15 protein-coding genes and 1 pseudogene are annotated in these 21,108 nt (G+C 56.5%); 6 read left to right on the top strand and 10 right to left on the bottom strand.

All coding sequences use genetic code 11. The features are described 5' to 3' along the window. Window positions 1-183 precede the first annotated feature (183 nt). The 4 genes and pseudogenes from SPHFLASMR4Y_RS11700 to SPHFLASMR4Y_RS17465 all read right to left on the bottom strand — a co-directional run. The gene (locus tag SPHFLASMR4Y_RS11700; protein WP_089133707.1) at window positions 184-1,869 is read right to left on the bottom strand and encodes an FAD-binding protein; all 1,686 of its coding nucleotides are present in this window, start codon (window positions 1,867-1,869) and stop codon (window positions 184-186) included. 217 nt (window positions 1,870-2,086) lie between these two features. Then, a complete protein-coding gene (locus SPHFLASMR4Y_RS11695; RefSeq protein ID WP_089134852.1) occupies window positions 2,087-3,562 on the bottom strand; it encodes an FAD-dependent oxidoreductase in 1,476 nt (491 codons plus the stop codon). A gap of 492 nt (window positions 3,563-4,054) precedes the next feature. Further along, window positions 4,055-4,474, bottom strand: a complete 420-nt coding sequence (locus SPHFLASMR4Y_RS11690; protein WP_260806953.1) for a TetR family transcriptional regulator C-terminal domain-containing protein — start codon at window positions 4,472-4,474, stop codon at window positions 4,055-4,057. Window positions 4,475-4,528: 54 nt separating this feature from the next. Beyond that, window positions 4,529-4,654, bottom strand: a pseudogene (locus SPHFLASMR4Y_RS17465) (hypothetical protein); the annotation flags it as partial. A gap of 324 nt (window positions 4,655-4,978) precedes the next feature. On the opposite strand from SPHFLASMR4Y_RS17465, the gene SPHFLASMR4Y_RS11685 reads away from it, so the two are divergent. Then, entirely contained in the window at window positions 4,979-6,274 is a 1,296-nt protein-coding gene (locus tag SPHFLASMR4Y_RS11685) for an aromatic ring-hydroxylating oxygenase subunit alpha (RefSeq protein WP_089133705.1), read from the top strand. 323 nt (window positions 6,275-6,597) lie between these two features. Here the strand turns inward: SPHFLASMR4Y_RS11685 and SPHFLASMR4Y_RS11680 are convergent, their stop codons facing one another. After that, the gene (locus tag SPHFLASMR4Y_RS11680; protein ID WP_089133704.1) at window positions 6,598-8,559 is read right to left on the bottom strand and encodes an FAD-dependent oxidoreductase; all 1,962 of its coding nucleotides are present in this window, start codon (window positions 8,557-8,559) and stop codon (window positions 6,598-6,600) included. Window positions 8,560-8,617: 58 nt separating this feature from the next. After that, on the bottom strand, window positions 8,618-9,994 hold the full coding sequence (locus SPHFLASMR4Y_RS11675; protein ID WP_186265926.1) for an aromatic ring-hydroxylating oxygenase subunit alpha: 1,377 nt from the start codon (window positions 9,992-9,994) through the stop codon (window positions 8,618-8,620). 633 nt (window positions 9,995-10,627) lie between these two features. Here SPHFLASMR4Y_RS11675 and SPHFLASMR4Y_RS11665 point away from each other — a divergent pair. After that, window positions 10,628-11,290: a TetR/AcrR family transcriptional regulator gene (locus SPHFLASMR4Y_RS11665; RefSeq protein WP_089133701.1), complete on the top strand. Its 663-nt coding sequence runs from the start codon at window positions 10,628-10,630 to the stop codon at window positions 11,288-11,290. Window positions 11,291-11,457: 167 nt separating this feature from the next. Here SPHFLASMR4Y_RS11665 and SPHFLASMR4Y_RS11660 read toward each other — a convergent pair whose 3' ends face one another. The 3 genes from SPHFLASMR4Y_RS11660 to SPHFLASMR4Y_RS11650 all read right to left on the bottom strand — a co-directional run bounded on the left by SPHFLASMR4Y_RS11660 (window position 11,458) and on the right by SPHFLASMR4Y_RS11650 (window position 16,213). Next, window positions 11,458-13,653 carry a TonB-dependent receptor gene (locus SPHFLASMR4Y_RS11660; RefSeq protein WP_089133700.1) on the bottom strand — a complete coding sequence of 732 codons (2,196 nt, stop codon included), beginning with the start codon at window positions 13,651-13,653 and terminating at the stop codon, window positions 11,458-11,460. Window positions 13,654-13,718: 65 nt separating this feature from the next. Beyond that, on the bottom strand, window positions 13,719-15,302 hold the full coding sequence (locus SPHFLASMR4Y_RS11655) for a class I adenylate-forming enzyme family protein (RefSeq protein ID WP_089133699.1): 1,584 nt from the start codon (window positions 15,300-15,302) through the stop codon (window positions 13,719-13,721). Between the two features lie 68 nt (window positions 15,303-15,370). Continuing rightward, window positions 15,371-16,213, bottom strand: a complete 843-nt coding sequence (locus SPHFLASMR4Y_RS11650) for an alpha/beta fold hydrolase (protein ID WP_089133698.1) — start codon at window positions 16,211-16,213, stop codon at window positions 15,371-15,373. A gap of 129 nt (window positions 16,214-16,342) precedes the next feature. On the opposite strand from SPHFLASMR4Y_RS11650, the gene SPHFLASMR4Y_RS11645 reads away from it, so the two are divergent. Beyond that, window positions 16,343-17,134 carry an SDR family NAD(P)-dependent oxidoreductase gene (locus SPHFLASMR4Y_RS11645; RefSeq protein ID WP_089133697.1) on the top strand — a complete coding sequence of 264 codons (792 nt, stop codon included), beginning with the start codon at window positions 16,343-16,345 and terminating at the stop codon, window positions 17,132-17,134. A 43-nt stretch (window positions 17,135-17,177) separates the two neighbouring features. Here the strand turns inward: SPHFLASMR4Y_RS11645 and SPHFLASMR4Y_RS11640 are convergent, their stop codons facing one another. After that, entirely contained in the window at window positions 17,178-18,083 is a 906-nt protein-coding gene (locus tag SPHFLASMR4Y_RS11640) for an IclR family transcriptional regulator (protein WP_089133696.1), read from the bottom strand. 99 nt (window positions 18,084-18,182) lie between these two features. Here SPHFLASMR4Y_RS11640 and SPHFLASMR4Y_RS11635 point away from each other — a divergent pair, with 99 nt between their 5' ends. The 3 genes from SPHFLASMR4Y_RS11635 to dmpG all read left to right on the top strand — a co-directional run bounded on the left by SPHFLASMR4Y_RS11635 (window position 18,183) and on the right by dmpG (window position 21,014). Further along, window positions 18,183-18,974 (top strand): fumarylacetoacetate hydrolase family protein, encoded by a 792-nt coding sequence (locus SPHFLASMR4Y_RS11635; protein ID WP_089133695.1) that lies wholly within the window; start codon window positions 18,183-18,185, stop codon window positions 18,972-18,974. Window positions 18,975-19,056: 82 nt separating this feature from the next. Further along, window positions 19,057-19,974, top strand: a complete 918-nt coding sequence (locus SPHFLASMR4Y_RS11630; RefSeq protein WP_089133694.1) for an acetaldehyde dehydrogenase (acetylating) — start codon at window positions 19,057-19,059, stop codon at window positions 19,972-19,974. Beyond that, on the top strand, window positions 19,974-21,014 hold the full coding sequence (gene dmpG / locus SPHFLASMR4Y_RS11625; RefSeq protein ID WP_089133693.1) for a 4-hydroxy-2-oxovalerate aldolase: 1,041 nt from the start codon (window positions 19,974-19,976) through the stop codon (window positions 21,012-21,014). Before SPHFLASMR4Y_RS11630 ends, dmpG begins: the two co-directional genes overlap by 1 nt. Window positions 21,015-21,108: the final 94 nt, after the last annotated feature.

The following is a 21,108-nucleotide window of genomic DNA, read 5'->3' as shown; positions in this document are numbered from 1 at the left end:
TGGCAAACTATTAGTGCCGGGTTGAAGGCTTCGGCAGCTTTGCGCCTAACACCAGCCCCAGTCGGTGATCTTCGGCTCAGGCGGATAGTCATGGCGAGAATAAATCCAAAGAAGTTCATTTGAACATTAAGATATGGCAGAGCGCAGCCACGCAGCATTGTTCTGATCCGCCTGCAGCTAGCATCAACGATCCGCTTGTCCCGCTGCATCCCTGGCGGCGATATAGCCATAGGTCATCGCCGCGCCGATGGTGCCGCCAGCGCCCGGATAGAAATTGCCGACCACACAGGCCGAGCTGTTCCCCGCTGCATATAGTCCTGGTATCACCGAGCTGTCTTCACGCAGCACCTGCCCATGCTCGTTGGTCAAAAGACCGCCCTTGGTGCCCAGGTCGCCCGCCTGGATTTCCATGGCGTAAAAGGGCGCCTTTATGACAGGGCCAAGGCAGGGGTTCGGTTTGTTCGCAGGATCGCCGGCATAGCGGTCGAAGGCGCTCTCGCCCTTGTGGAAATCCTCGTCCCGCCCATCTGCGGCCATGATGTTAAACCGCTCGACGGTCTGCTTCAGGCCGGCCGGATCAATCCCCGCCTGAGCGGCCAGCGCTTCGAGCGTCTCCGCGCGCTTGATATAGCCCGCTTCGATGAAGCGCTCCGGCGTGATGCCGGGCAGCATTGTGCCCATGGCGTATCGGTTGCGATATTGCTGGTCGAATATCATGAAGGCGGGCGGACTGGTTTCTTCATAGATGACGCGGCCCAGTTCATTATAGGGCCGGGCCTCGTTGGCGAAGCGCTTGCCGCCGGCATTGACGATCAGGAAGTGCGGCAGGCCGCGCTCGAACACATGGATGGTCGGCGTTTTGGCCCCCGGTTCCACCGAAGACGGCATCCACCACATGTCATCCATCAGGTCGAGCGCCGCGCCTGCTGCCAGACCCGCTTTGATGCCGTCGCCGACATTGCCGGGCGCGCCCGATGTAAATGCGCCCGATCCCCATTGTTCGCCCACGTCTGCGCCGAAATATTCCTTGCGCATCGCTCCATTATGCTCGAAACCGCCAGCGGCGATCATGACGCCCCGGCGGGCGCGGATATTGAGCGGCTTGCCCTCCCGCGTGACACGCGCGCCGATCACCGCGCCATCCTCGACCAGCAATTCATCAAGGCCGGTGTTCAGCCACAGGGGCACGTCCCTTTGCTGCAACGAATAGCGCAACCGGGCCGCCAGGGCGCGGCCACTCGACATATGCTGACGGGACGCGATCTTGTTCCACAGATTCCGCGGAAACATCTTCCAGACCGCCAGCAGCCCCTTCGGATTGGACCGGAAAAAAGCCAGGCGTCGCAGTTCCTTGACCGAACCGACAATGCCGCCGGGGATTTCGGTATTTTGCTTGCGCAGCTGCGCATAGTCATCGAGCTTGCGGCCGGAAAAGACCTTCGGGTCGATGGAGCGGCCGCCGTTGCTGCCGCCGGGCGTTTCGGGCCGGTAATCGGGGAAGTCTTCCATCATCTGGAATTGCACCGCGCTGTTCGCCTGCATATACTCGGCCATCTGCGGTGCGTGCTCGACCAGCGCTTCGAGCTTGGCGGGTGCAACGCGGTTGCCGACATTGTGCTTCAGATAGGTAAGAGCATCATCTGGCGTGTCCGGGATGCCGGCCGCTTTCATCAACGGATTGTTGGGAATCCAGGCGACCCCGCCAGAGAGGGCCGTGGTGCCGCCATAAAATTCGGTCTTTTCGATCACCAGGACCTTCAGGCCCTCGACCGCGCCCACGACTGCAGTGGTCAGGCCCGCCGCGCCGGTGCCCACCACCAGAAGATCGACTTCATGGTCCCACGTCAGGTTGGTCAAATCCGTCACCATGCTCGCTCCCTAATTAACCAGTATTCCGATGATATGGACAGCCCAAATATCTTATGTCGCAGCGACCGGTTTAGATAATTACGTTATCGTAACAGTTGGTCTTGCAGCTTTTCTTGTCACTTCGAACTATCACATCTAGCCATGGGCTCCTCCGTCTACGAGTTTTCAGATCGTGCGGGAAAGGCCAGCCAACCAGCACAATGTGTGCCAGCACATGTCAGGTCGCAATCGTGGCATGTGCCGCATTTTCTCCTGCGATCCGGCCGAAATATGAAGCCGGTCCCAGCATCAGGCCGCTGGCGTAGCCAGGACCATCCTGAGCGATCGTGGAAGCGCATGCGCCCGCCGCGAACAACCCGGCTATCGCGTTGCCGTTGATATCGAGCACTTCGGAATCCGCAGAAACCTTCAAACCGCCCAAGGTGATGTAGTAATAGCAGGAATTGCTATAGGATACTTCGAAAGCGGCATAAGGTCCCTGGTTGAGCGGTTGCAACCATTCCTTGTCTTTGTGAAAAAGCGCATCTTCCCCGCGTTCGGCACCTTCGTTATATTCTGTCATGGTGCACTGGAGAGCACCTTGGGGCATATTTAGCCCCGCTTCCATTTCTGCAACCGTTTCCCAACCGTCGATGAGACGATGATTGGCGTGGTCAACCTCGGGATATGCGAAGATCGTTGAATCCATCACGAGATAGGCCACAGTGCCCGGTTGCTCCATAATCGCCTGGGCGGAGCGTCCGTGATAGCTGTCCTCGGCAATAAACCGCTCGCCATGTTTGTTTACAAGAATCGCCTTGATCAATTGCTCTGGCGGATAAAAACTGGCGGTGGCAATAATCCCGTCCATCGCACGCAGTTCGCCGCCAACCGCTTGGCCGAGACGAATGGCATCGCCGTCGTTGTTCGGAATGCCCAGCGGCTCGCAACTGTCAGGAAACTGCGGGGAATAATGGCTGACCATTTCGCGGTTCAAACCGAAGGCCCCGGCGGCCAGCACCACCCCGCGTGTCGCGCGGAAGAATTTTTGCCCGTCACTCTGCTTCGCGCGGACGCCGACGATGCGTCCGGAGTCATCGCGAACAAGAGCATTGACGCGACTGTCCACTTCCACACGCACGCCTTCGCGTTCGCATACAGTGGTCAGTGCGTTCATCGCCAATGCGCCGCCACCGTCACCCTCTTTGGCGACCTTGTGCCCGCGCGGCACGGGCGTTGCGACCTGTTTAAAGGGCCAAAGTTTCTCGTTACCGGTGGAAGCCAGACAGTCATCGGTAGGTGCGATTACCGACTTGCCCTTGTAATGCCCGCGATTGAAAGGCACGCCCTGTGCCTCGAGCCAGTCGAACTGTGCGGTAGAATTGTTGCAATAGCGTCGCACCAAATGCGCGTCGGGTGCTCCTGTACTGGCCATCAGGAAATCGAACATATTGTCAGGCGTATCCTCGTAACCTGCGGCGCGCTGGACGTCTGTGCCACCGCCAAAATAGAAAATGCCTGCCGAAAGCGCGCTGGCTCCGCCGCCGCCCGATGCACGCTCGATCACCAGCACATCTGATCCGGCCCGGCGAGCTTCCAGAGCCGCGCAGGCGCCGGCAATGCCATACCCGATCACCAGAACGTCAGCAGTATCGTCCCAGTGTTCGATTGTTGAAGAAGAAAGAATCTCGGCGGATTCATCTGGATTCGTCATGGCCATTACTCCGTTTCAGCTTGTAACCGTTGTCGTCCGCGAGCGGTCAGAATTTTTGCGGTGTTGGAACACAGTTGCTTCATTATTTGGGATTCCATCCGCGCTTCTCGTCCTCTCCGTCTTGTTGCGTTTGATTTAGTATCGGCCGCAGATGCCGTGTCAATATTTAATATAACAATGATATAAATAAATCATCGATAACGGATGGCACAATCCGTCGCCGACTAGACGAAGACGGGCCGCTGCTGCTTTAACTGCGAGATGGGCGTGCAACCACTGCGCACGAGCACGATATTGGAACGAGTATCATTGGGATTGCGAGAGTTTGCCGCAGTGTCGGCAAGAGCGGATGCTTGACTGGGACGATATTGTTCATATCTGGCATTCGCTCCAGCATATGACCATCGATGATGGGTAAACGAGCCGCCTCTGGCAGCGAGCGGAAAGTTTGCAGCTGTAAGGCAATCTCCGGCCGCTCCCGCTAATAATCAGCTAGCGCGTCATGTCCGAAAATCGGCCAAATTCACTTTCCAGCACGCGGCTCTGTTGCTCGACAGGCCAGCTTTCAGGATCGTGAATGGCCTGGATTGCTATTCCAACAAGCACGGCGAATATCCTTCGTTCCTCTACGTCCTTTTCATTTTCATCAGTCGACCGGGGGTGTGCATTGCGATCGAGTAAGCCGCGTATCATTCGGAGAGTGTTCTCGGTCCTAGCCACCTGCTGTTGTCGAAACTCCCGATCGGTCAGCGTCATATTCCAAAATGCAATCCAGACTTTCCAGTTATTTCGGCTTTCTTGATCGGTGGGTAGCAATGTCTGCAAGCAGGCCGTCGTCGATAGATCAGCTTCAACGGCCTGGGCGAACCTGCTTTCGGCGATTTCCAGAGTATCCAGAAATATGAACAGCATGAGTTCTCGCTTATCCCGAAAATAATGCGAGATTATGGCTGTACTCAGATTCGCGGACTCTGCAATTCGCCGGACAGTAAGTTTTTCCAGCCCATATTCTAACAATATATTTCTGGCGATCCCGACGACTTGTCGGCGGCGCTCATCATGATCTACTATGCGCGGCAATATTGATACCATCTCTCAGTTTTGGACAAGTTGGGGTCTATTCGATCAGCAAGGTCATGACAATCGCGCAAATTTTGTCGGACGCGATTGCCTCTGATTGGTGTCCGGGCTGGTATTACAAGGCAGGATTGCGAGATCGGCCGACAAGCAGCAAACTGCCATCTTCACGCAAAACAACCAGCCGATGCTGAGGCCGCAGTTTATAAATAACAATGTTATATTTAATATTGACTCAATCTTCACGCACTGTATCAATTTGAACGGAATAGAATGAGGGCGAGGAGAAACGTTGATGTCAGTCGCAGCAATGCTGACCGAAGGATCGGGGGCGTGGTGATGGATCCTGCCTATATCGATCAAATGAAGCGGCTGATGGAGTGGGAAGCGTCTCGCGCGGCCCCGCCCCAAGGCTTTCCCCATCTCCCTGACCTGCCGGCCGGCCGCTATACCAGCCAGGAATATTACGACCTCGAACAGCAATATCTGTGGAAGAAGACCTGGCTGTTCGCTGCTCATATCGACGAAGTGCCGGAACCGGGCTGCTTCATGAAATGGGAGCAGGTCGGCGACCCGATCATCATCGTGCACGGCATGGATGGTGAAGTCCGCGCCTTTTACAATACCTGCCGTCATCGCGGCGCGCCGGTCGTGACCGAGGAAAAAGGCAAGTCGCCGCGGCTTATGTGCGGCTATCATAACTGGACTTACAAGACCGATGGCACTTTGGTCGGTGTTCCGGAAAAGCAGGATTTCGGACCCGAGTTCGACATGTCCTGCCGCAGCCTGATTCCGGTCAAATGCGAGATGCTGGGCAATCTGATCTTCGTGAATTTCGATGCAGATGCGATGCCGCTCAAGCAATGGCTGGGCCCGGTCTGGGATGAGTGGAAGGAATTCCGCTTCGACAAGATCAGACTGGCGGCGCGCTATTCGTTTGACCTGAATTGCAACTGGAAGGTGGCGATGGAGGCCAATATGGAGGTCTATCATGTCCCCTTCATCCATCCCGATACCGTTTCGCCGCTGGTCGACAGCAAGCGCAATGTGAACACCCTCTATCCCAACGGCCATGCCCGGATGCTGGCCCCCGCTCCCCAACAAACCAATCGTGAGCATGTCCGTGCGATCGACAGCCCGCCCAACTGGCAGGAAATCGAAGGCGTTGGCGAATTCGGCCGGACCTGCACGCAAAGCTACACGATGTTCCCCAATTGGGTGTCACCGCTGAGCAATTATTTCGTCCCGCCGCTGATCTTCTGGCCAACCTCGCTCAACACCACCCGGCTGGAACTGGTGACGATGGCGATGGACTGGGGCGACGGACCGGCGCCCGATCTGTGGACCGTGCCAAACGAGAGCAAGCCCAATGGCCGCGACATGTCACCGATCATTCTCGAGGATACGCAATTTGGCGAGATGATCCAGAAATCCATGGAAAGCGACGGCTTCAAGAGCGTCCCGCTGAGCTATCAGGAAGCGCGCATCTACAGCTTCCACCAGAATTGCGACAAGATGATCGGCCTGAACCGGGTACCGGAATGTCTGGCCGTCGAGCAAGTGATCGGCGAGGAGTGGGTCTATCCGAACGACCCGCGCGTCGCCGAGATGGAACAGTTGGAAGCCGCAGGATGAGGGACAGGAAGGCGATCTTTCTTACCGGAAGGGCGGTAGAATGAGGCTTGAAACGGACCGATATTTTGCAGCCCCGGGGGGTTGGCTGGTCAGACTATTTGATCTGAATGAAGCCCGCCTGAAAGAGCGAATGCGGATTTCGAAGCCGGTCGCTTTGTTACCCACAAACTGGAGGTGACGATTGACCCATTTGGGTCTGGCAATGGATATATTCCCTGCCGCAAGCGGCGGCCGTACGGAACGATTGTGCAACAATGCCGGTATCGCACCAACGCAGGTTCGCGTTGGTATCTGGGTTCAAGGGTCCGGCAACGTATGAACGCTCAGATTGATCTGCCGATATCAGCACCGCCATGTATAGCGCTCATCAGGTCGTTGCGCCCCAATGCGTCGCCAATCAGATGGACCGTCCGATCCATCGACCGGATGGCCTCAACAAGATCGCGATTGGGCTGCTTGAAGCCCACCATCACAACGTTATCTGCCGCCAGCGTCCTTTCGCGTGCGGTAAACGGCACCCCGATATGGACGGCGCCCTGTTCGATGCGGCGCAGGCAATGCCCGCCAATAAAATCAAAGTTCCCCGCCATCAGCCTTTCGCGCGCCGCCCCAACAGTTACGGGTGGGAACGGCACTTCCTCGCCTATCTTCTCGAAGCGCGAAACCATCGTTACTTTGAGACCTGCGGCAAGCAAGACGTCGGCGACCGAAATTGCCTCGAAAGTCCCTATATCATCGAAAACCAAGGCTTGGCCGGAGAAGCCGGAGACGATATGCTTTGAAAAGACGTCCCAGCTCGTATGAACGTGAGGCAAGTGATGTCCTGGAACTGGCTCGACCGGAAATGCCACCTGAAACCCGTCCGTGCGAGGCGTGCTGCCCGTTGCCAGAATGATTTCATCGGGAGCGATGTCTGCGATGACGTCCTCATCAACTAGCGAGTTGATGGAAATATCGACCTCGAGACTATTCAGTTCGCTGACCAAATAGTCAATTATCAGCCCCAGATCGGCCCGGTGCGGCGCTTGCCGCGCGTAGACCAGTTGCCCGCCAAGCGACTTGGTGGCTTCATGCAGGCTGACCCTATGACCACGCAAGGCCGCTGTCCGGGCTGCTTCCAATCCAGCCGGACCACCGCCAACAACGAGAATTTTCTTTGGAAGAATCGCTTGATCGTCGGGCTCAAATGGCTGTGTATCCTCCTGCGCCGCCGACCGGTTAACCACGCAACTGAGAACCCCGCGGCTCATGATCTGGCCGACGCAACCCATGTTGGTACCGATACACGGCCGGATGCGCGACTCCTCGAGACGCCGCGCTTTGTTGACCAGTTCGGGATCGGCGATCAAGGCCCGGACCATCGATACAAGATCGCCCTCGCCCTCGCGGACGATTGCGCTGGCGTGGTCGAGCGTCATGATCCTTCCGACGACCATCCGTGGTTTCCTGATGACCGAAGTGATCGTTCGATTGGACGGCATCTCCGTGCCCAACGGATCATCAGCCGGAGCAATCAGTTTATGGAACCGCCAATAGCTGCTCATGTGGAGCGATATATAGTCGACCTCATCTTCCACCGCCTGGGCGATCGCTGCGTTGAGTTCGGGCGTGAGGCCGCCGGGCGTGTAATCCTCGTTCGGCAACCGCACCCCTACCGCGATATCATGACCAATCTCGGCACGAATGGCGGTGATGATTTCCTCGAGAAAACGCATTCTGTTTTCGAATGAGCCTCCATATTCATCCTCCCGGTGATTAAGGGCAGGAGAAAGGAACTCGTGAATCAGGTATCCGGAGGAGGCATGGATATCCACGCCATCCAGCCCGCCATCCCGAACACGGCGAGCCGCAGCGGCGAATGCTTGAGTCATTCCCTGAATTTCGCCGCGAGTCATCGCCATCGGAGAGATGTTGTAGAGCGGGTTGGGAATTTCTCCCACACTTGGCGGACTTTCCAGAGACGGAAGCAAGTTGGGTGATACGCTAGCGCCGGGATTATAGATCTGCTGGAAAAGCTTCATCCCGTGCGGGCGCATCCTTGCAGATATCTCTTCGTAGAATTGCAGGACGGCGTCCGATCCCAGCGGAACACGGGTTCCTTCGGGTGCAAGCACGTTGGTCGCTTCGAGCGTGGACATTCCGACGCCGCCGCGCGCCCGCGCTTCATGATAGGCTATCAGAGGTTCTCCCGAAAGTAATGTCGAATGGGCAGATCTGACGATGCGATTGGGTATCGTTACTGGACCGACAGCGAGCGGCTCGAACAGATTATCATAAAGTGCCATGGCAATTTCTCCTGAATGACCTGCTGCAAACAGGCCGCCAATTATCGGTAGAGCGGATTTATGGAATATCAGGAGCCGCAGCCATGAGGTCTGCAAGGGGTTGCTTCTCGTCCATGCTTAAACAATGTTTCACCCAGCGATGAAAATGCTGCAGGCCGCCTTCATTGCACCCGAATTGCACTGATTTTTGAAGGCCGGACGACAGGACATGTTGCTGATCCCTCGACATCGGCAAGTCTTCGTCTCTAACAACATGCGCGATGAATGCCGTCAGCTCGGCCCCAGCGGTCCGATCCTTATCATTCTGGGGATTTTCGTGGAGATAGGTCTGGATCGTGACAGATTCGCCGACTGTATTTCCTGGAAAAATCTGTGAAATAATCACGCCCCGGCCGCCCTGGAAAAAACTGTTGATCGAGACGTTGGGAAAGAGAATCCATTCTCCCGAAAAAAGAGGCTCCATCGGCCAGTCTTCGCGAGACAGGCCCTCAAGGACAGAAAGACTATCGGGAACCGACGACTCGCTCCGTTTTCCGACATGGCGTAAACGAAAATGGGGTCCATGATATTGATATTGCGCAGCATTTCCTATCTCTGTCCCGAATGTCTCGCGATGAAGCACCGGGAGATGGTAGAATTCCAGATGGGCATCAAAGGCCAATTTCCAGTTGGCACCTTCAAGGGTCGTCCGTTGACCAAAATGCCAATTTTCAAATCCGAAACCACCAAGCATTTCCGTAAATTTACCCAGAAATGCTGAAAAATCTGCGGGGGCATCGGGATCCAGAATAGCCCAGATCAACCCTGACTGCTCATGCACCGGAAAACAGATCAGGCCGTGGTCCTCTGGATCTATGTCGCCGTAATTTTCGCGAGAGGCAATCCCGATAAGATTGCCTTCCCGCCCGAATGTCCAGCCATGATAAGGGCAAGTGAAGCGTGCGGCCTTGCCACAACCTTTTGCGACGGGACTGGCGCGATGCGTGCAACTGTTGAGGAACGCGCGCGCCACCCCGTCCTTGCTACGCACGAGCAGGACCGGGACGCCTGCAATATCCATCGTCTTGTAGCTTCCGGGCTCAGACAACTCGCAACTCGCCGACAGCATCAGGGGCAAGCGTTGGAAGATCCCTTTTTGTTCGGCGGCGAACTGCGCCTCGTCCGTATATTGACTGGCGTCAAGCATTGCCACTTGGCGCGCTTGCCGCACGATGCCGGTTTCTTGGAGGCTCAGCATCTCTTGAGTATCGGCATAGAGCTGTTGCATCGTTGCGGGTTTCATCAGCGTTATTTCTCCACTCCGTCCTATCGCTTTCAATTTAATAGAGTGCCGCAAAGCCGAGTCAATATTAAATATAACATTGATATAAATAAAACGCCTGACCCTCTCACGCCCCCCAAGGATCATCAGAAGGGTCGTAACCGCCATCGTCATCCATATCGGCGCCGTCCTCCAGCATTTCCTCAGGACCAGCGATAAGGGGCTGACAATGCATAAAGCCATTCCTCACCCAGGAAAGTAGCTGGGTATTCGTTCACAATTCTGGCATGCAAGCTGAGCGTCTACATGCGCGATGACCTGCTCAACATTCCCCAAGATTCAGATTTAGACGAAGCCGCTAGTAACTGCCGACGATCCGAATGAGCTTTTTGCTTTGGGCACGAAGTTCGTCTGGGTTTGGGTTATCGGCTCCACCATGCATGTTCGGCCGAGTAAACTCATTCAGTGCAAGCAGGGTATCCTTGAGCTGCCGACCAAGATCGAGTGCCTCAGCTCGGGAGGCTGTAACGGTGATATGTCGAGGTTCGCTGATACCGAGCGACGCGATCCGAGTATCCGTTTAGAGTCTGAATTCCACAAGTTCGGCCAGCATAATCAATGCCGGATTATCAGGAGGCACCTTGACCCAATCCTCACTGCCGCGGTATAATTACCTGGATTGTCAAAGCAGCCTTGATGCTGCAGATACGGCCATCAACATCTGCAATGTCAAGCGTCTCGCCATTAAAGCGGTAAGCGGTCCGAAAAACGAAACCTTCGAACTGGATTGTAAAATTAGGGAATGCCATGTCCGAAGCTAGTAACGGATCGAAAAAACGGAACAGGCTGTCAAAGGACATCTGGTTAAAGCATACGCTCAGCAAGATAGGTGAAGTTGGTGTCGCCGGCATTCAGATAGAAACATTAGCCAAGGAGCTGAATGTAACTAAAGGAAGCTTCTATTGGCATTTCCAAGACAGAGAGACGCTTCTCTACGAGACGCTGTCATATTGGTATATTTCGGCGACCAAGGCCATTGGCCTTGCGGGCAAACGTGACTTCGACGATCCGTTAGATCGTCTGCGATATTTTTTCACCCTTGCCCTGAACCGACGGCACGATGTTCCGGGCGGCTCAGTCGAACGGGCGCTGCAAGAATGGGCGCGGGTTTCCGAGATTGCTGCCGAAACCACCCGGCGCGTCGATCAGGACCGGATCAGCTTGATTGCCGATGCCTATATCGAACTGGGAAAGAGCGAGCATCAGGCGCTCCAGACGGCGACAATGGCGCTGGCTCAAATCATCGGCCTGAACATCCTGTCACGCTCTCAGTCGAAGCGGAACCATGCCCAAGATACCAAGGCATTCCTTGCAGTATTTCTTCCGGCAACAGTAGGGCAGGAACTGCCCAAAAAGGATTCCAACAATACCACCGGTACAACCGAAGTGACTGCTTCGACTACGGGTTGAATCTTCGCCGAACCCGGCCAGAGTCTTATTCGGGGGCACCGCGTGTCGATTGCTGCGATGCGGCAGCGCCAAAAATTTGGGGACCTCGCTACCCGCAAGAGTACGAGGCCCCTAAGGCATGGCAACACAGGGCCTGTTAATCCGCGTGCCCTGCGTCGAACGTTAGATCAGAACCTGAATTCTAAGCTTGCGCCTACTTCACGTGGGCGTTCGTAGATGATGTAGGCGGCGAGCGGTCCAGGCGAGATTTGCTGGGCCACCGCTGCGTTGGTGAGATTCTTCGAGAAGATGCGGAAAGTAAGATCGTCATCAGGGCTGGTCCAACCGATCTCTGCCGACAGAAGTTCATAAGAATCCTGGCTAAAGATGTTGAGGTAATCGTAATATACCGCACTCGAATGGAAGAGGTTGCCACCGATGAAGGCTTCTCCATCGAACGCATCGAATGTGTAACGTCCGCCCAGTGTCAGAGTGAACTCCGGGGTGCGGACCAGCTGATTGCCAGAGGCATCGGCGGATGAAACCATGTTTCCGCCGCCCGCTTGGGGAATGAATACCTGCGCGTTGAAAAATTCATCATACTCGGCATGAGTGTAGGCGATGGCCGCACGCAGATTCAAACCGACAATAGGTTCTGCCGCAAGCTCGAGCTCTCCACCGTAGATCTCTGCGCTGGCCGCGTTCTGCAGGACGAACGCATTATTGGCTGCCCGCGCGGTCACTTGCAAGTTATCATAGGTGTAATAGAAGGTTGCAAGGTTCGCCCGCAGCCACGGCAGTGGATCGGATTTTATGCCAAACTCGATCGCCTCGATCGTTTCCGGCTCGACCGCTACGTTCGAAGTGCCGAAAGTGTTGAAGGTGCCGCTTTTGAACCCGGTGCCATAGGTGGCGTAGAGGTTCAGATCAGGCGAAGCTTCGTACTGGACGGCCACGCGGTAAGTGAATTTGTCGAAATCCTCCTCCGCATCCGTGAACAGTTGGTTGCCGTTGATACGCTGCGAGAACTTTCGCGTCTCCGTGGTGTAACGTCCGCCCAGCGTTACCGAGAGGCTCGGCGTCAGATCATAGGTGCCTTCGACAAAGGCAGCGATTGACGAATTCTCCACTTCCGGCTCGATCGTGATCGGCGTGACCGGGGTAGCGACGTCCCGGCGATTGATCAGGATAAGCGGCTGCTCACCCTTCAGCTGGTAATAATAGACGCCAGCAGTCCAGCTGAGGGGACTACCATTGTCCGAAATAAGCCGCAGTTCCTGTGTGAACGTATCGGGTTTGACCCGCATGTTAGTTTCGCCGAGAAGAATATTGGTGCTATCGGAATCGGCGATCTGGTGCACGCGCGTACGCATGTAAGAGCTGGTCGATTCCAGAATGACCCCGCCCAGATCGAGCTGTCCCTTCAGCGCGATGTCCAGTCGGGTGAAGTCAGACAGGCCAGCCGTTCCGAAGGCGAAATTGGAGATTTCCCAAGGTTCGTCGGGAATGATCGCGCCGGCGAACTGCGCGCCCAGCGAGTTCCCCTCGAACGGCTGGGCAGTGGCCGCAATTTCTTCGTGCGTATCGACATATGCGACCGTCAGAATGAACTCGGCCTGGTCGCTCGGCTGGAACAGCAGCTTGGACCGGATCGACGCAATTTCGGTATCGCCGACAGCGCCGCCATTGAGTAGGTTCGTCGCGTATCCGTCCTGATTGCGATAGAGTACGGCGAGATCGGCAGCGATTGTGTCGGTCAAGCCGCCGGTAACGTAGGCACGGATGTCGAAATTGTTCGCATCCTCGCGCAGGCGACCCCAGCTTCCCTTGATACGGGCGCGCGGTGTGAACTGAGGATCCGGGGTCACGACGTTGACCAGACCACCAGTGGCGTTGCGGCCGAACACCGTGCCCTGCGGCCCGCGAAGAACCTCAACGCGGGAGATTTCGACAAGGTCGATCTGTGTCGAATAGGGATCGCCCTGGTAAACTCCGTCCACATAGACGGCGACGTTTGACTCATCGCCGACCGAAGTACCGCTCGAACCGACACCGCGAATGCTGGGCTGCATTACGTTCTGGTTGCGGCCGCCGTTGAACCCTGGCACGACCTGGTTGAGAGATCGGACTTGTTCGACGCCCGAGGTCGTCAGCACCTCAGTCGACACGGCGGTCACTGCCACGGGGACTTTCTGCAGGCTTTCTTCCCGGCGCGTGGCGGTGACGATGATCATTCCGCCCGCGCCATCAGCTTGCGCATCCGCCTTTGGCTGGGCCTCGCCCGCCTGGTCGGCCTCATCCGAGGTGTCACTCTGGGCATTGGCCGCAGCCGGACAGAGCAGGAAAGGCAGTATGGCTGCTGTTGTTAACAATGATTTCTTCATTTTTACCTCCCAGGTATAATAATATTTCGACTGTGTGTTTCTACGTTATTTTATTTGGAACTAACTTATTTCGAACCCTTTCGTTTCTGTGTGAACAGCTTGGCCATCTCTCCCAGTCGTCTCTTGTCCGGCTTGCGAGCAGGAGTTTTCGGAAGTTCGTCAAGCACGACGATGGCTTGAGGAATCTTGTAACTTATGAGGTGTTCGGCGCAGTGGCTCAGCAAGACTTTTTCCGTCACGCCGGAGTCCGGATCGGCGGCCACGAAGGCGAATGGCACCTCACCCTTGCGATCATCCGCCGCGGAGACCACCGCAGCGTCCGAAACCTCGGGAAGCAAGGAAAGCACTTCCTCGATTTCGCTAGGATAGACATTGAACCCGGCGACGATCAGCATGTCTTTCTTGCGGTCAACGACGGCCAGAAATCCGTCCGGTGTCTTAAAACCTATATCTCCGGTGGGGAGCCAGCCGTCTTCAGCCACGGCAGGTAAACCCATGTAGCGATCGATCACCCGCTCGCCCCGGATCAGTATCTCGCCTTTCTCGTTCGCGGGCAGCCGCTTGCCGCTGCCGTCGAGTGCTGTTATGGCTACTTCTATGCCTGGCAGGGGAAGTCCGGTGGTGCCGAATTCATGCTTGCCATCGAGTGGCTGCGCGGTGAGTGGGCCGCCTTCCGTCATGCCGAACGCCTCAAGGATCGGTAGGCCGGTCTTGGCCTCCCACCGCGACAGGGTTTGCCGGGAAAAGACCGAGCCGCCGCCCGGACACAGCCACAGGGCAGAAAGGTCCGTATCCGGGGCCGCAAGCAAGCCCTGATAGATCGCTGCCGGACCGCCGCTGAACACGCTGACCCGATGTTCCTCCATCAAACGCGCGACCAGATCCGGCTGAAAGCGGGGTACAATGATGAGGGGCGAGCGGCCATAGACCGGGTTGAAGCAGCCCATGTGTGTCCCCCACACATGGCTGACCGGGGCGACATTGAGCCACACCTCTTCCTGATCGCGCGTCGGCCATGCCGTATGCATCGCCTTGATGATGCTCATTTCCGATCGGTGGCTGCGCTGCACGCCCTTCGGCGTGCCGGTCGATCCGCCGGTGAACATGATGATGCAGGGACTGTCGCCCGTGATTTTCACCTCGGGCCGGGTGGGCTGGGTGTCGAGCAATTGCTCGATTGCAATGCCACCTTCGCCCACGGTAATCAGCTGTGCATGGGCATTGTCGGCGGCTTCCCCGGCAACGTTGGAGTTACGCTCACCAGCTAGGACCAGACCGGGCGGCGCTATTTCGAACAGTGCACCCAGTTCGCGCGGGGTATATTCGGCGTTGGCCGTCGAAATTTCCGCGCCGGCGCTTAGCGCGGCGTAGATCGCGACATTGGCCTCGATCGAATTCGGAATGCAGATCGCGACGCGCCCTGAAGGCGGGACTATCTGACTGATCCGCGCCGCGAGGCCAGCCACCGCGGCGCCAAACTGCGCGTAAGAAAGGCTTCTGCCGCCTTCGACCAAGGCAAGCTGGTCCGGGCACGCTTCTACGGTGTCCCAGAACATGGTTACGACATCGGAATATTCTTTCCGCGTAAAAACCGGATCGCCTTCACTGAGGCGACGAAGTATTTCGGATCTGGTTTTCGATTTCTGCATAAAGTACCATCGTAGGAGGAAGTTGAGTTGAGGGCGGATTGAAACGCGCTTGCGAGTTTGCTAGGCGTTCAGTTGTTGCGGAGAAAACCCCGGACCTGTTCAAGGAACTGTTCCTCGCGTTCCAGTTGCACCCAATGGCCGCACTGACCAAATACGTGCATTTCCGAACGCTTGAGGTGCTCGTGCATACGTACCGCCACCTGCAGCGGGATCATCTTGTCTTCCCGCCCGTGAAGGATCAGCACCGGCACGGTGATCGCATCAAGCTGCTGCAGCGGGATGCCCTTCACGATGCGCGACCCCTTGGCATTCTGTTCCTCGCCGGGCTGCAGTTTGCGGATGGTTTCTTTACCGCTGGCGATCTCGGCGACGCGCAACCGCGCGGCGACGGCCTCGTCGGTGACGATCGACGGATCGTAGGGAAAGGCCTGCATCATTGCGCGCATGGCATCCATGCTGGGTTCGAAGGTCCGGCTGTTCGCCAGACCTTGGGTCTGCTCGAACTCGCCCGCTGGCGTCCCCATGAGAACGAGCGAGCGCACCTTGTCGGAGTGATTAGCCATCATCCCAAGCGCCAGCGCGCCGCCGAAACTGTTGCCAACTAGTATCACTCGATCGAGGCCCATGGCGTCGATGAAGCCCGCCAGATGCCGGGTCCACAGCTTGATCCCCGGTTTTTCGCCTTCGGGCAAAGGGCTGAAGCCAAATCCCACGATATCAGGGGCCAGAACCCTGTGCGTTTCGCCAAGGCGAGGCAGGATTCCTTGCCAATTCTGCCATGCCGTGACGCCCGGACCCGAACCGTGAAGGAGGATCACTGGATCGCCTTCACCGTGTTCATGATAATTCGTCTGGATACCGTCGACGTCTATCGAAGCCCCGATATCGGGGAGCCTCAGATTACTGGACATATCTCTCTCCACACCACGCAATTTGTCACATTCTTGTGAAATATCTGTTGCGAGACCTTCGCAGAAATGTCAATACGTAAGAGTATGGTTTTCCAAAATGGGCATGAACCAAAAATCAGAGGGTGAGAAATGGTGGAGATTCTATCGGGACAGACTGCGGTGATCACAGGGGCTGCTTCGGGCATCGGAGAAGCGGTGGCCCTGCGCTTCGTAGAAGAGGGAGCGAATGTGGTCGCGTTGGATCGTAATGCGGATGCGCTTGCTGACTTGGCGGATCGTCTGGGCGATCGATGTGCGGTCATAGCGGGCGATTGCACTGATGCCGAGATCTGCAAACGCGGCGTCGCGCTTGCGCTGCAAAAATTCGGTAAGCTGGACTGCGTGGTTGCAAATGCAGGTGTGTACGATTGGTACAAGCGAATAGACCGGATGGACACGGCCGATGTGGAGGGCGCGTTCGAGGAGCTGTTCCGTATCAATGTACTTTCAACCTTATTGATCGCACGATCCTCTATTGAGGCGCTGCGGGAATCGGGCGGCTCCTTGATAGTGAGCTGTTCCAACGCCAGTTTCAGAGCTGGCGGGGGCGGGACGCTCTATACTGCGAGCAAGTTTGCGCTGCGCGGCGTGGTCTATCAGTTGGCTTATGAATGGGCACCGCAAGTGCGCGTTAATGGGGTCGCTCCGGGCGGGACGATAACCGGCCTGTCGGGTCTCGACGCGTTGGAGAGCTCTTCACGTCGGCTCGACTCCGAAGAACGGACCGTTGAAATGGTGGCGAAGGCATCGCCGCTAGGAAGAGCTGCCGCGGCAGAGGATCATTCAGGATGCTACGTGCTGCTTGCGTCCCGGCGCGACGGCAAGAACCTCAATGGAACGATCCTAGTTAGCGACGGCGGACTCAGTTCGAGAATGGGATAAGTGCATTGGTCAGGCGCAGGGGCCATTTGCCAGCGCGGCGACCCTACGAAGCCCGCAGCAGGACGGAGATTGCCTCCGCCGCCTCGACGATGCTCGGCAGGAGCGTGAGCAGCCTCTCCTCCGCCTCTTCGAAATTTTCGTCGGTGCACACCTCGGTGACCGAAACTGCCGCCATCAGCCGCCCGGTCCGATCCTCTATCGGCACCGCCAGACAGCGCAATTCGGAATATATCTCACCCCGGTCCATCGCCCAGCCTTGCCTGCGCACGTCGCCGATCTCCTTCCGCAAGGCATCGGCCTGCGAAATGGTGTTCTGCGTCAGAGGGACGAAATCGTCTGGTGCCAGATACTCCTCCAGCTGATCGTGAGCGAGCTGGGCAAGCAGCATCTTGCCGACCCCGGTGCAATAGGCCTCGACTTCGGTCATCTCCTGAGAGGGAGTACGCGAATATCCAGCATCGACTTTTACCAGGTAGCGGACCAGATTGTCCCGAAAAACGCCAAGATGCACCGTGCGCCTGCAGGTTTTGGCGAGGTCCGCGATGATTGGACGGGTAGCGCTGGTGATAATGGAATCGAGATCCACGCGCGCTCCAAGTTCCAAGCTGGCGATCCCGAGCAGGTAGCGCCCCCGCCCATGCCGCAACACATATTTGCGCGCCACCAGTGGCCGCAGCAACCGATGAGCGGTCGAAAGAGGTATTCCGGAAGTTTCGGATATTTCCCTTACCGTCAAAGGTGACGATGAAAGGCACTCAAGCAAGTCGAGCAATCGCTCGGCAACCGATGTACCCGCCTCTTCATTCATCTCGATGATTTTTCTCACAGGGTGAGGCTCTAGACCAAAAGGCTCGGTTGTCAAGGCTGGTAGAATGCGGAGAGTTGGCCCAATGTTCTGAAGAACGATTGATCCGACCGCTTTCAGAACACGGGAGATTCGCGAACTCATCCAATTTGTGGCTGATGACGCACTAAATCCGGGCTGGAAGGAGTGAGCCGATAAGTCACGGCTGCGCAATTTAGTATCTGTTTGGGAGATTTTTAGGCAATGACAATTGAACCTTCGACCATCACTTCATTGGGTGATGAGCTTTACGATGCCCTGCTCGCTAATGAAACGATCCCCAATCTTCGGGACCGGAATCCGGATATAGATATCGTCGATGCTTACCGCATCCAGGAACGCATGGTTGCGCGGCGGTTGGAGACCGGTGAGAAGATTATCGGCAAGAAAATCGGAGTCACATCCAAGATAGTGCAGGAGATGATCGGGGTGTTTGAACCCGATTTTGGCCAGTTAACCGATGCCATGTTGGTTGCCGATGACGCCACAGTAGAGTGCAAGTCTCTCATCCAGCCAAAGGCCGAGGGAGAGATCGCCTTTATCTTGAAACACGACCTGACAGGGCCGGGTGTGACGGCGGCAGATGTTCTTGAGGCGACCGAATATGTCACTGCCTGCTTCGAAATTGTCGACAGCCGTATTCGCGACTGGGACATCCGGATTCAAGATACTGTTGCCGACAATGCTTCATGCGGAATTTTCGCGATCGGCACGCAAAAGGTCGATCCGCGCGACATTGATCTAGCCAGCGTGAGCATGAAAATCGACTGCAATGGAACCGAAGTTTCAAATGGCGTCGGCGCTGCGGTTCAAGGTTCGCCGCTCAACTCGGTCGCATGGCTCGCCAATACGCTGGGTCGTCTGGGCATGCCGTTCAAAGCAGGTGAAATCATCCTTTCCGGGGCGCTTGGCCCGATGGTCGAAATATCGGCCGGCGACACGCTGCGGCTCAGTCTTAGCGATGGTCTGGGAACCTGCCGGATGACCTTCATCTAGGCTGCCGCTAGCCGGAGGTACAGGTCGACCGCAAGCGTTTAAACATTCGCGAACAAGCTCAATTCAACTGAAAGAAGAAGAGATGGATAAAATCAAATGCGCAATAATCGGGCCGGGAAATATCGGTACCGATCTTCTATACAAACTGCTGCGTTCCGAGGTTCTCGAACCGGTTTGGATGGTGGGCATCGAACCCGAATCTGAAGGGCTGGCCCGCGCGAAGGAACTGGGACTCAAGACCACTGCAGAAGGGGTCGATGGGTTGGTTCCCCATGTGATTGAAGATGGAGTTCAGATAGCGTTCGATGCAACTTCGGCCTATGTTCATGCGGAAAACAGTCGCAAGCTTAATGAACTGGGTGTCCTGATGATCGATCTGACGCCGGCTGCCATCGGCCCGCTGTGCGTTCCGCCGATTAACCTGAAAGACCTTGCCGGGCGTAAAACCATGAACGTCAACATGGTCACCTGCGCCGGGCAGGCCACGATTCCGATGGTCGCTGCGGTCAGCAGCGTGCAGAAGGTGGATTATGCTGAAATCATCGCCACCGTCGCTTCGAAGTCGATCGGCATGGGCACGCGCAAAAATATCGACGAGTTCACCCGCACGACCTCCGCTGCGGTAGCCAAGGTTGGCGGCGCGACGAAAGGCAAGGCTATAGTGATCGTGAATCCGGCGGAGCCCCCGCTTATGATGCGCGATACGGTTTTTTGCGAAACCGCCGATGAACCCGACCAGGAAGCTATCACTGCCGCCGTCCACGAGATGATCGCTGCCGTGCAACAATATGTCCCCGGCTATCAGTTGAAGAACGGGCCGACTTTCGAAGGCCGTAAGGTGTCGATCTTCCTTGAGGTTGAGGGACTTGGCGATTTCCTTCCGAAATATGCCGGAAATCTTGATATTATGACTGCAGCCGCTGCCCGCACCGCCGAAATGTTCGCTCAGGACATTCTGGATGGCCAGCTTAAACTAGAACCCGTGAAGGAGAACGCATAATGACGCTGGATGATCAGGTCAGAGGACGTAAGCTGAAACTGCATGACATGTGCCTGCGTGATGGTATGCATTCGATGCGCCATCAAATTACTCTGGATCAGATGGTCGACATCGCCTCGGGTCTTGATGATGCCGGAGTACCCTTGATTCAGGTCACCCATGGTGACGGGCTGGGGGGATCGTCTCTCAATTACGGGCGCGGTCTGCATTCGGATCGTGAATATATTTCGGCAGTGGCCAAAGTCGTTAAGAATACAACCATTTCGGTCCTTCACGTTCCGGGCATCGGGACGCTGGACGAATTGCGGATGGCCGCTGATAGCGGAGCCGGTTGCGTTCATGTGGCCTCCCACTGCACCGAGGCTGATGTTACCGAACAACATATCGGTCTGGGGCGCGAACTTGGCCTCGATACGGTCGGCTTCCTGATGATGGCGCATATGACTACGCCTGAACATTTGATCGAACAGGCATTGCTGATGGAAGGATATGGGGCGACAACAATCTATTGCGTGGATTCGGCCGGCTACATGCTACCCGATGACGTAACAATTCGCATTGGCGGGCTGCGCACAGCCTTGCAGGATGCGACCGAGATCGGTTTTCATGCCCATCACAATCTTGGCATGGGTGTAGCAAATTCGCTGGCGGCAGTGGCGGCCGGCGCGGATCGTATCGATGGTTCGGCGGCCGGACTGGGCGCTGGAGCGGGCAATACACCGCTGGAATTAATGGCCGCCGTCAGCGAACGGATGGGTATCGAAACCGGCGTCGACCTGTTCAAGCTCATGGACGTGGCGGAAGACCGGGTGCTGCCGATCATGCCGCAACCGCCCCGTGCAGACCGGGATTCTATCACGCTCGGCTTTGCGGGTGTCTATTCGACCTTCTTGTATCAAGCCAAGGAAGCGGAGCAGAAATACGGCCTATCCGCGCGCGACATCCTGATTGAATTGGCTCGCAAGAAGATGATCGGCGGACAGGAAGACATGATCGAGGACACAGCTCTATCAATGGCCAAGGAACGCGACCTGGTCTAGCCTGTGTTTGGCGAAAAAAGGGGTCGGGTGGCGGTGTAATTCCGCTGCCCGGCCCATTTCGCCATGTTTCGTACGGAATGGACCCGCATGCGAG

The organism is Sphingorhabdus sp. SMR4y (assembly GCF_002218195.1).
Classification (GTDB): domain Bacteria; phylum Pseudomonadota; class Alphaproteobacteria; order Sphingomonadales; family Sphingomonadaceae; genus Parasphingorhabdus.
The sequence above is the reverse complement of the archived record's forward strand: the minus strand, read 5'-3'. Positions and strand labels throughout refer to the sequence as shown.

Bases quoted from the DNA above. Each gene is read 5' to 3' on its own strand.
- SPHFLASMR4Y_RS11700 (WP_089133707.1), bottom strand. From the start codon at position 1,869: ATGGTGACGGATTTGACCAACCTGACGTGGGACCATGAAGTCGATCTT.
- SPHFLASMR4Y_RS11695 (WP_089134852.1), bottom strand. From the start codon at position 3,562: ATGACGAATCCAGATGAATCCGCCGAGATTCTTTCTTCTTCAACAATC.
- SPHFLASMR4Y_RS11690 (WP_260806953.1), bottom strand. From the start codon at position 4,474: ATGCTGTTCATATTTCTGGATACTCTGGAAATCGCCGAAAGCAGGTTC.
- SPHFLASMR4Y_RS11685 (WP_089133705.1), top strand. From the start codon at position 4,979: ATGGATCCTGCCTATATCGATCAAATGAAGCGGCTGATGGAGTGGGAA.
- SPHFLASMR4Y_RS11680 (WP_089133704.1), bottom strand. From the start codon at position 8,559: ATGGCACTTTATGATAATCTGTTCGAGCCGCTCGCTGTCGGTCCAGTA.
- SPHFLASMR4Y_RS11675 (WP_186265926.1), bottom strand. From the start codon at position 9,994: ATGACGATGGCGGTTACGACCCTTCTGATGATCCTTGGGGGGCGTGAG.
- SPHFLASMR4Y_RS11665 (WP_089133701.1), top strand. From the start codon at position 10,628: ATGTCCGAAGCTAGTAACGGATCGAAAAAACGGAACAGGCTGTCAAAG.
- SPHFLASMR4Y_RS11660 (WP_089133700.1), bottom strand. From the start codon at position 13,653: ATGAAGAAATCATTGTTAACAACAGCAGCCATACTGCCTTTCCTGCTC.
- SPHFLASMR4Y_RS11655 (WP_089133699.1), bottom strand. From the start codon at position 15,302: ATGCAGAAATCGAAAACCAGATCCGAAATACTTCGTCGCCTCAGTGAA.
- SPHFLASMR4Y_RS11650 (WP_089133698.1), bottom strand. From the start codon at position 16,213: ATGTCCAGTAATCTGAGGCTCCCCGATATCGGGGCTTCGATAGACGTC.
- SPHFLASMR4Y_RS11645 (WP_089133697.1), top strand. From the start codon at position 16,343: ATGGTGGAGATTCTATCGGGACAGACTGCGGTGATCACAGGGGCTGCT.
- SPHFLASMR4Y_RS11640 (WP_089133696.1), bottom strand. From the start codon at position 18,083: ATGAGTTCGCGAATCTCCCGTGTTCTGAAAGCGGTCGGATCAATCGTT.
- SPHFLASMR4Y_RS11635 (WP_089133695.1), top strand. From the start codon at position 18,183: ATGACAATTGAACCTTCGACCATCACTTCATTGGGTGATGAGCTTTAC.
- SPHFLASMR4Y_RS11630 (WP_089133694.1), top strand. From the start codon at position 19,057: ATGGATAAAATCAAATGCGCAATAATCGGGCCGGGAAATATCGGTACC.
- dmpG (WP_089133693.1), top strand. From the start codon at position 19,974: ATGACGCTGGATGATCAGGTCAGAGGACGTAAGCTGAAACTGCATGAC.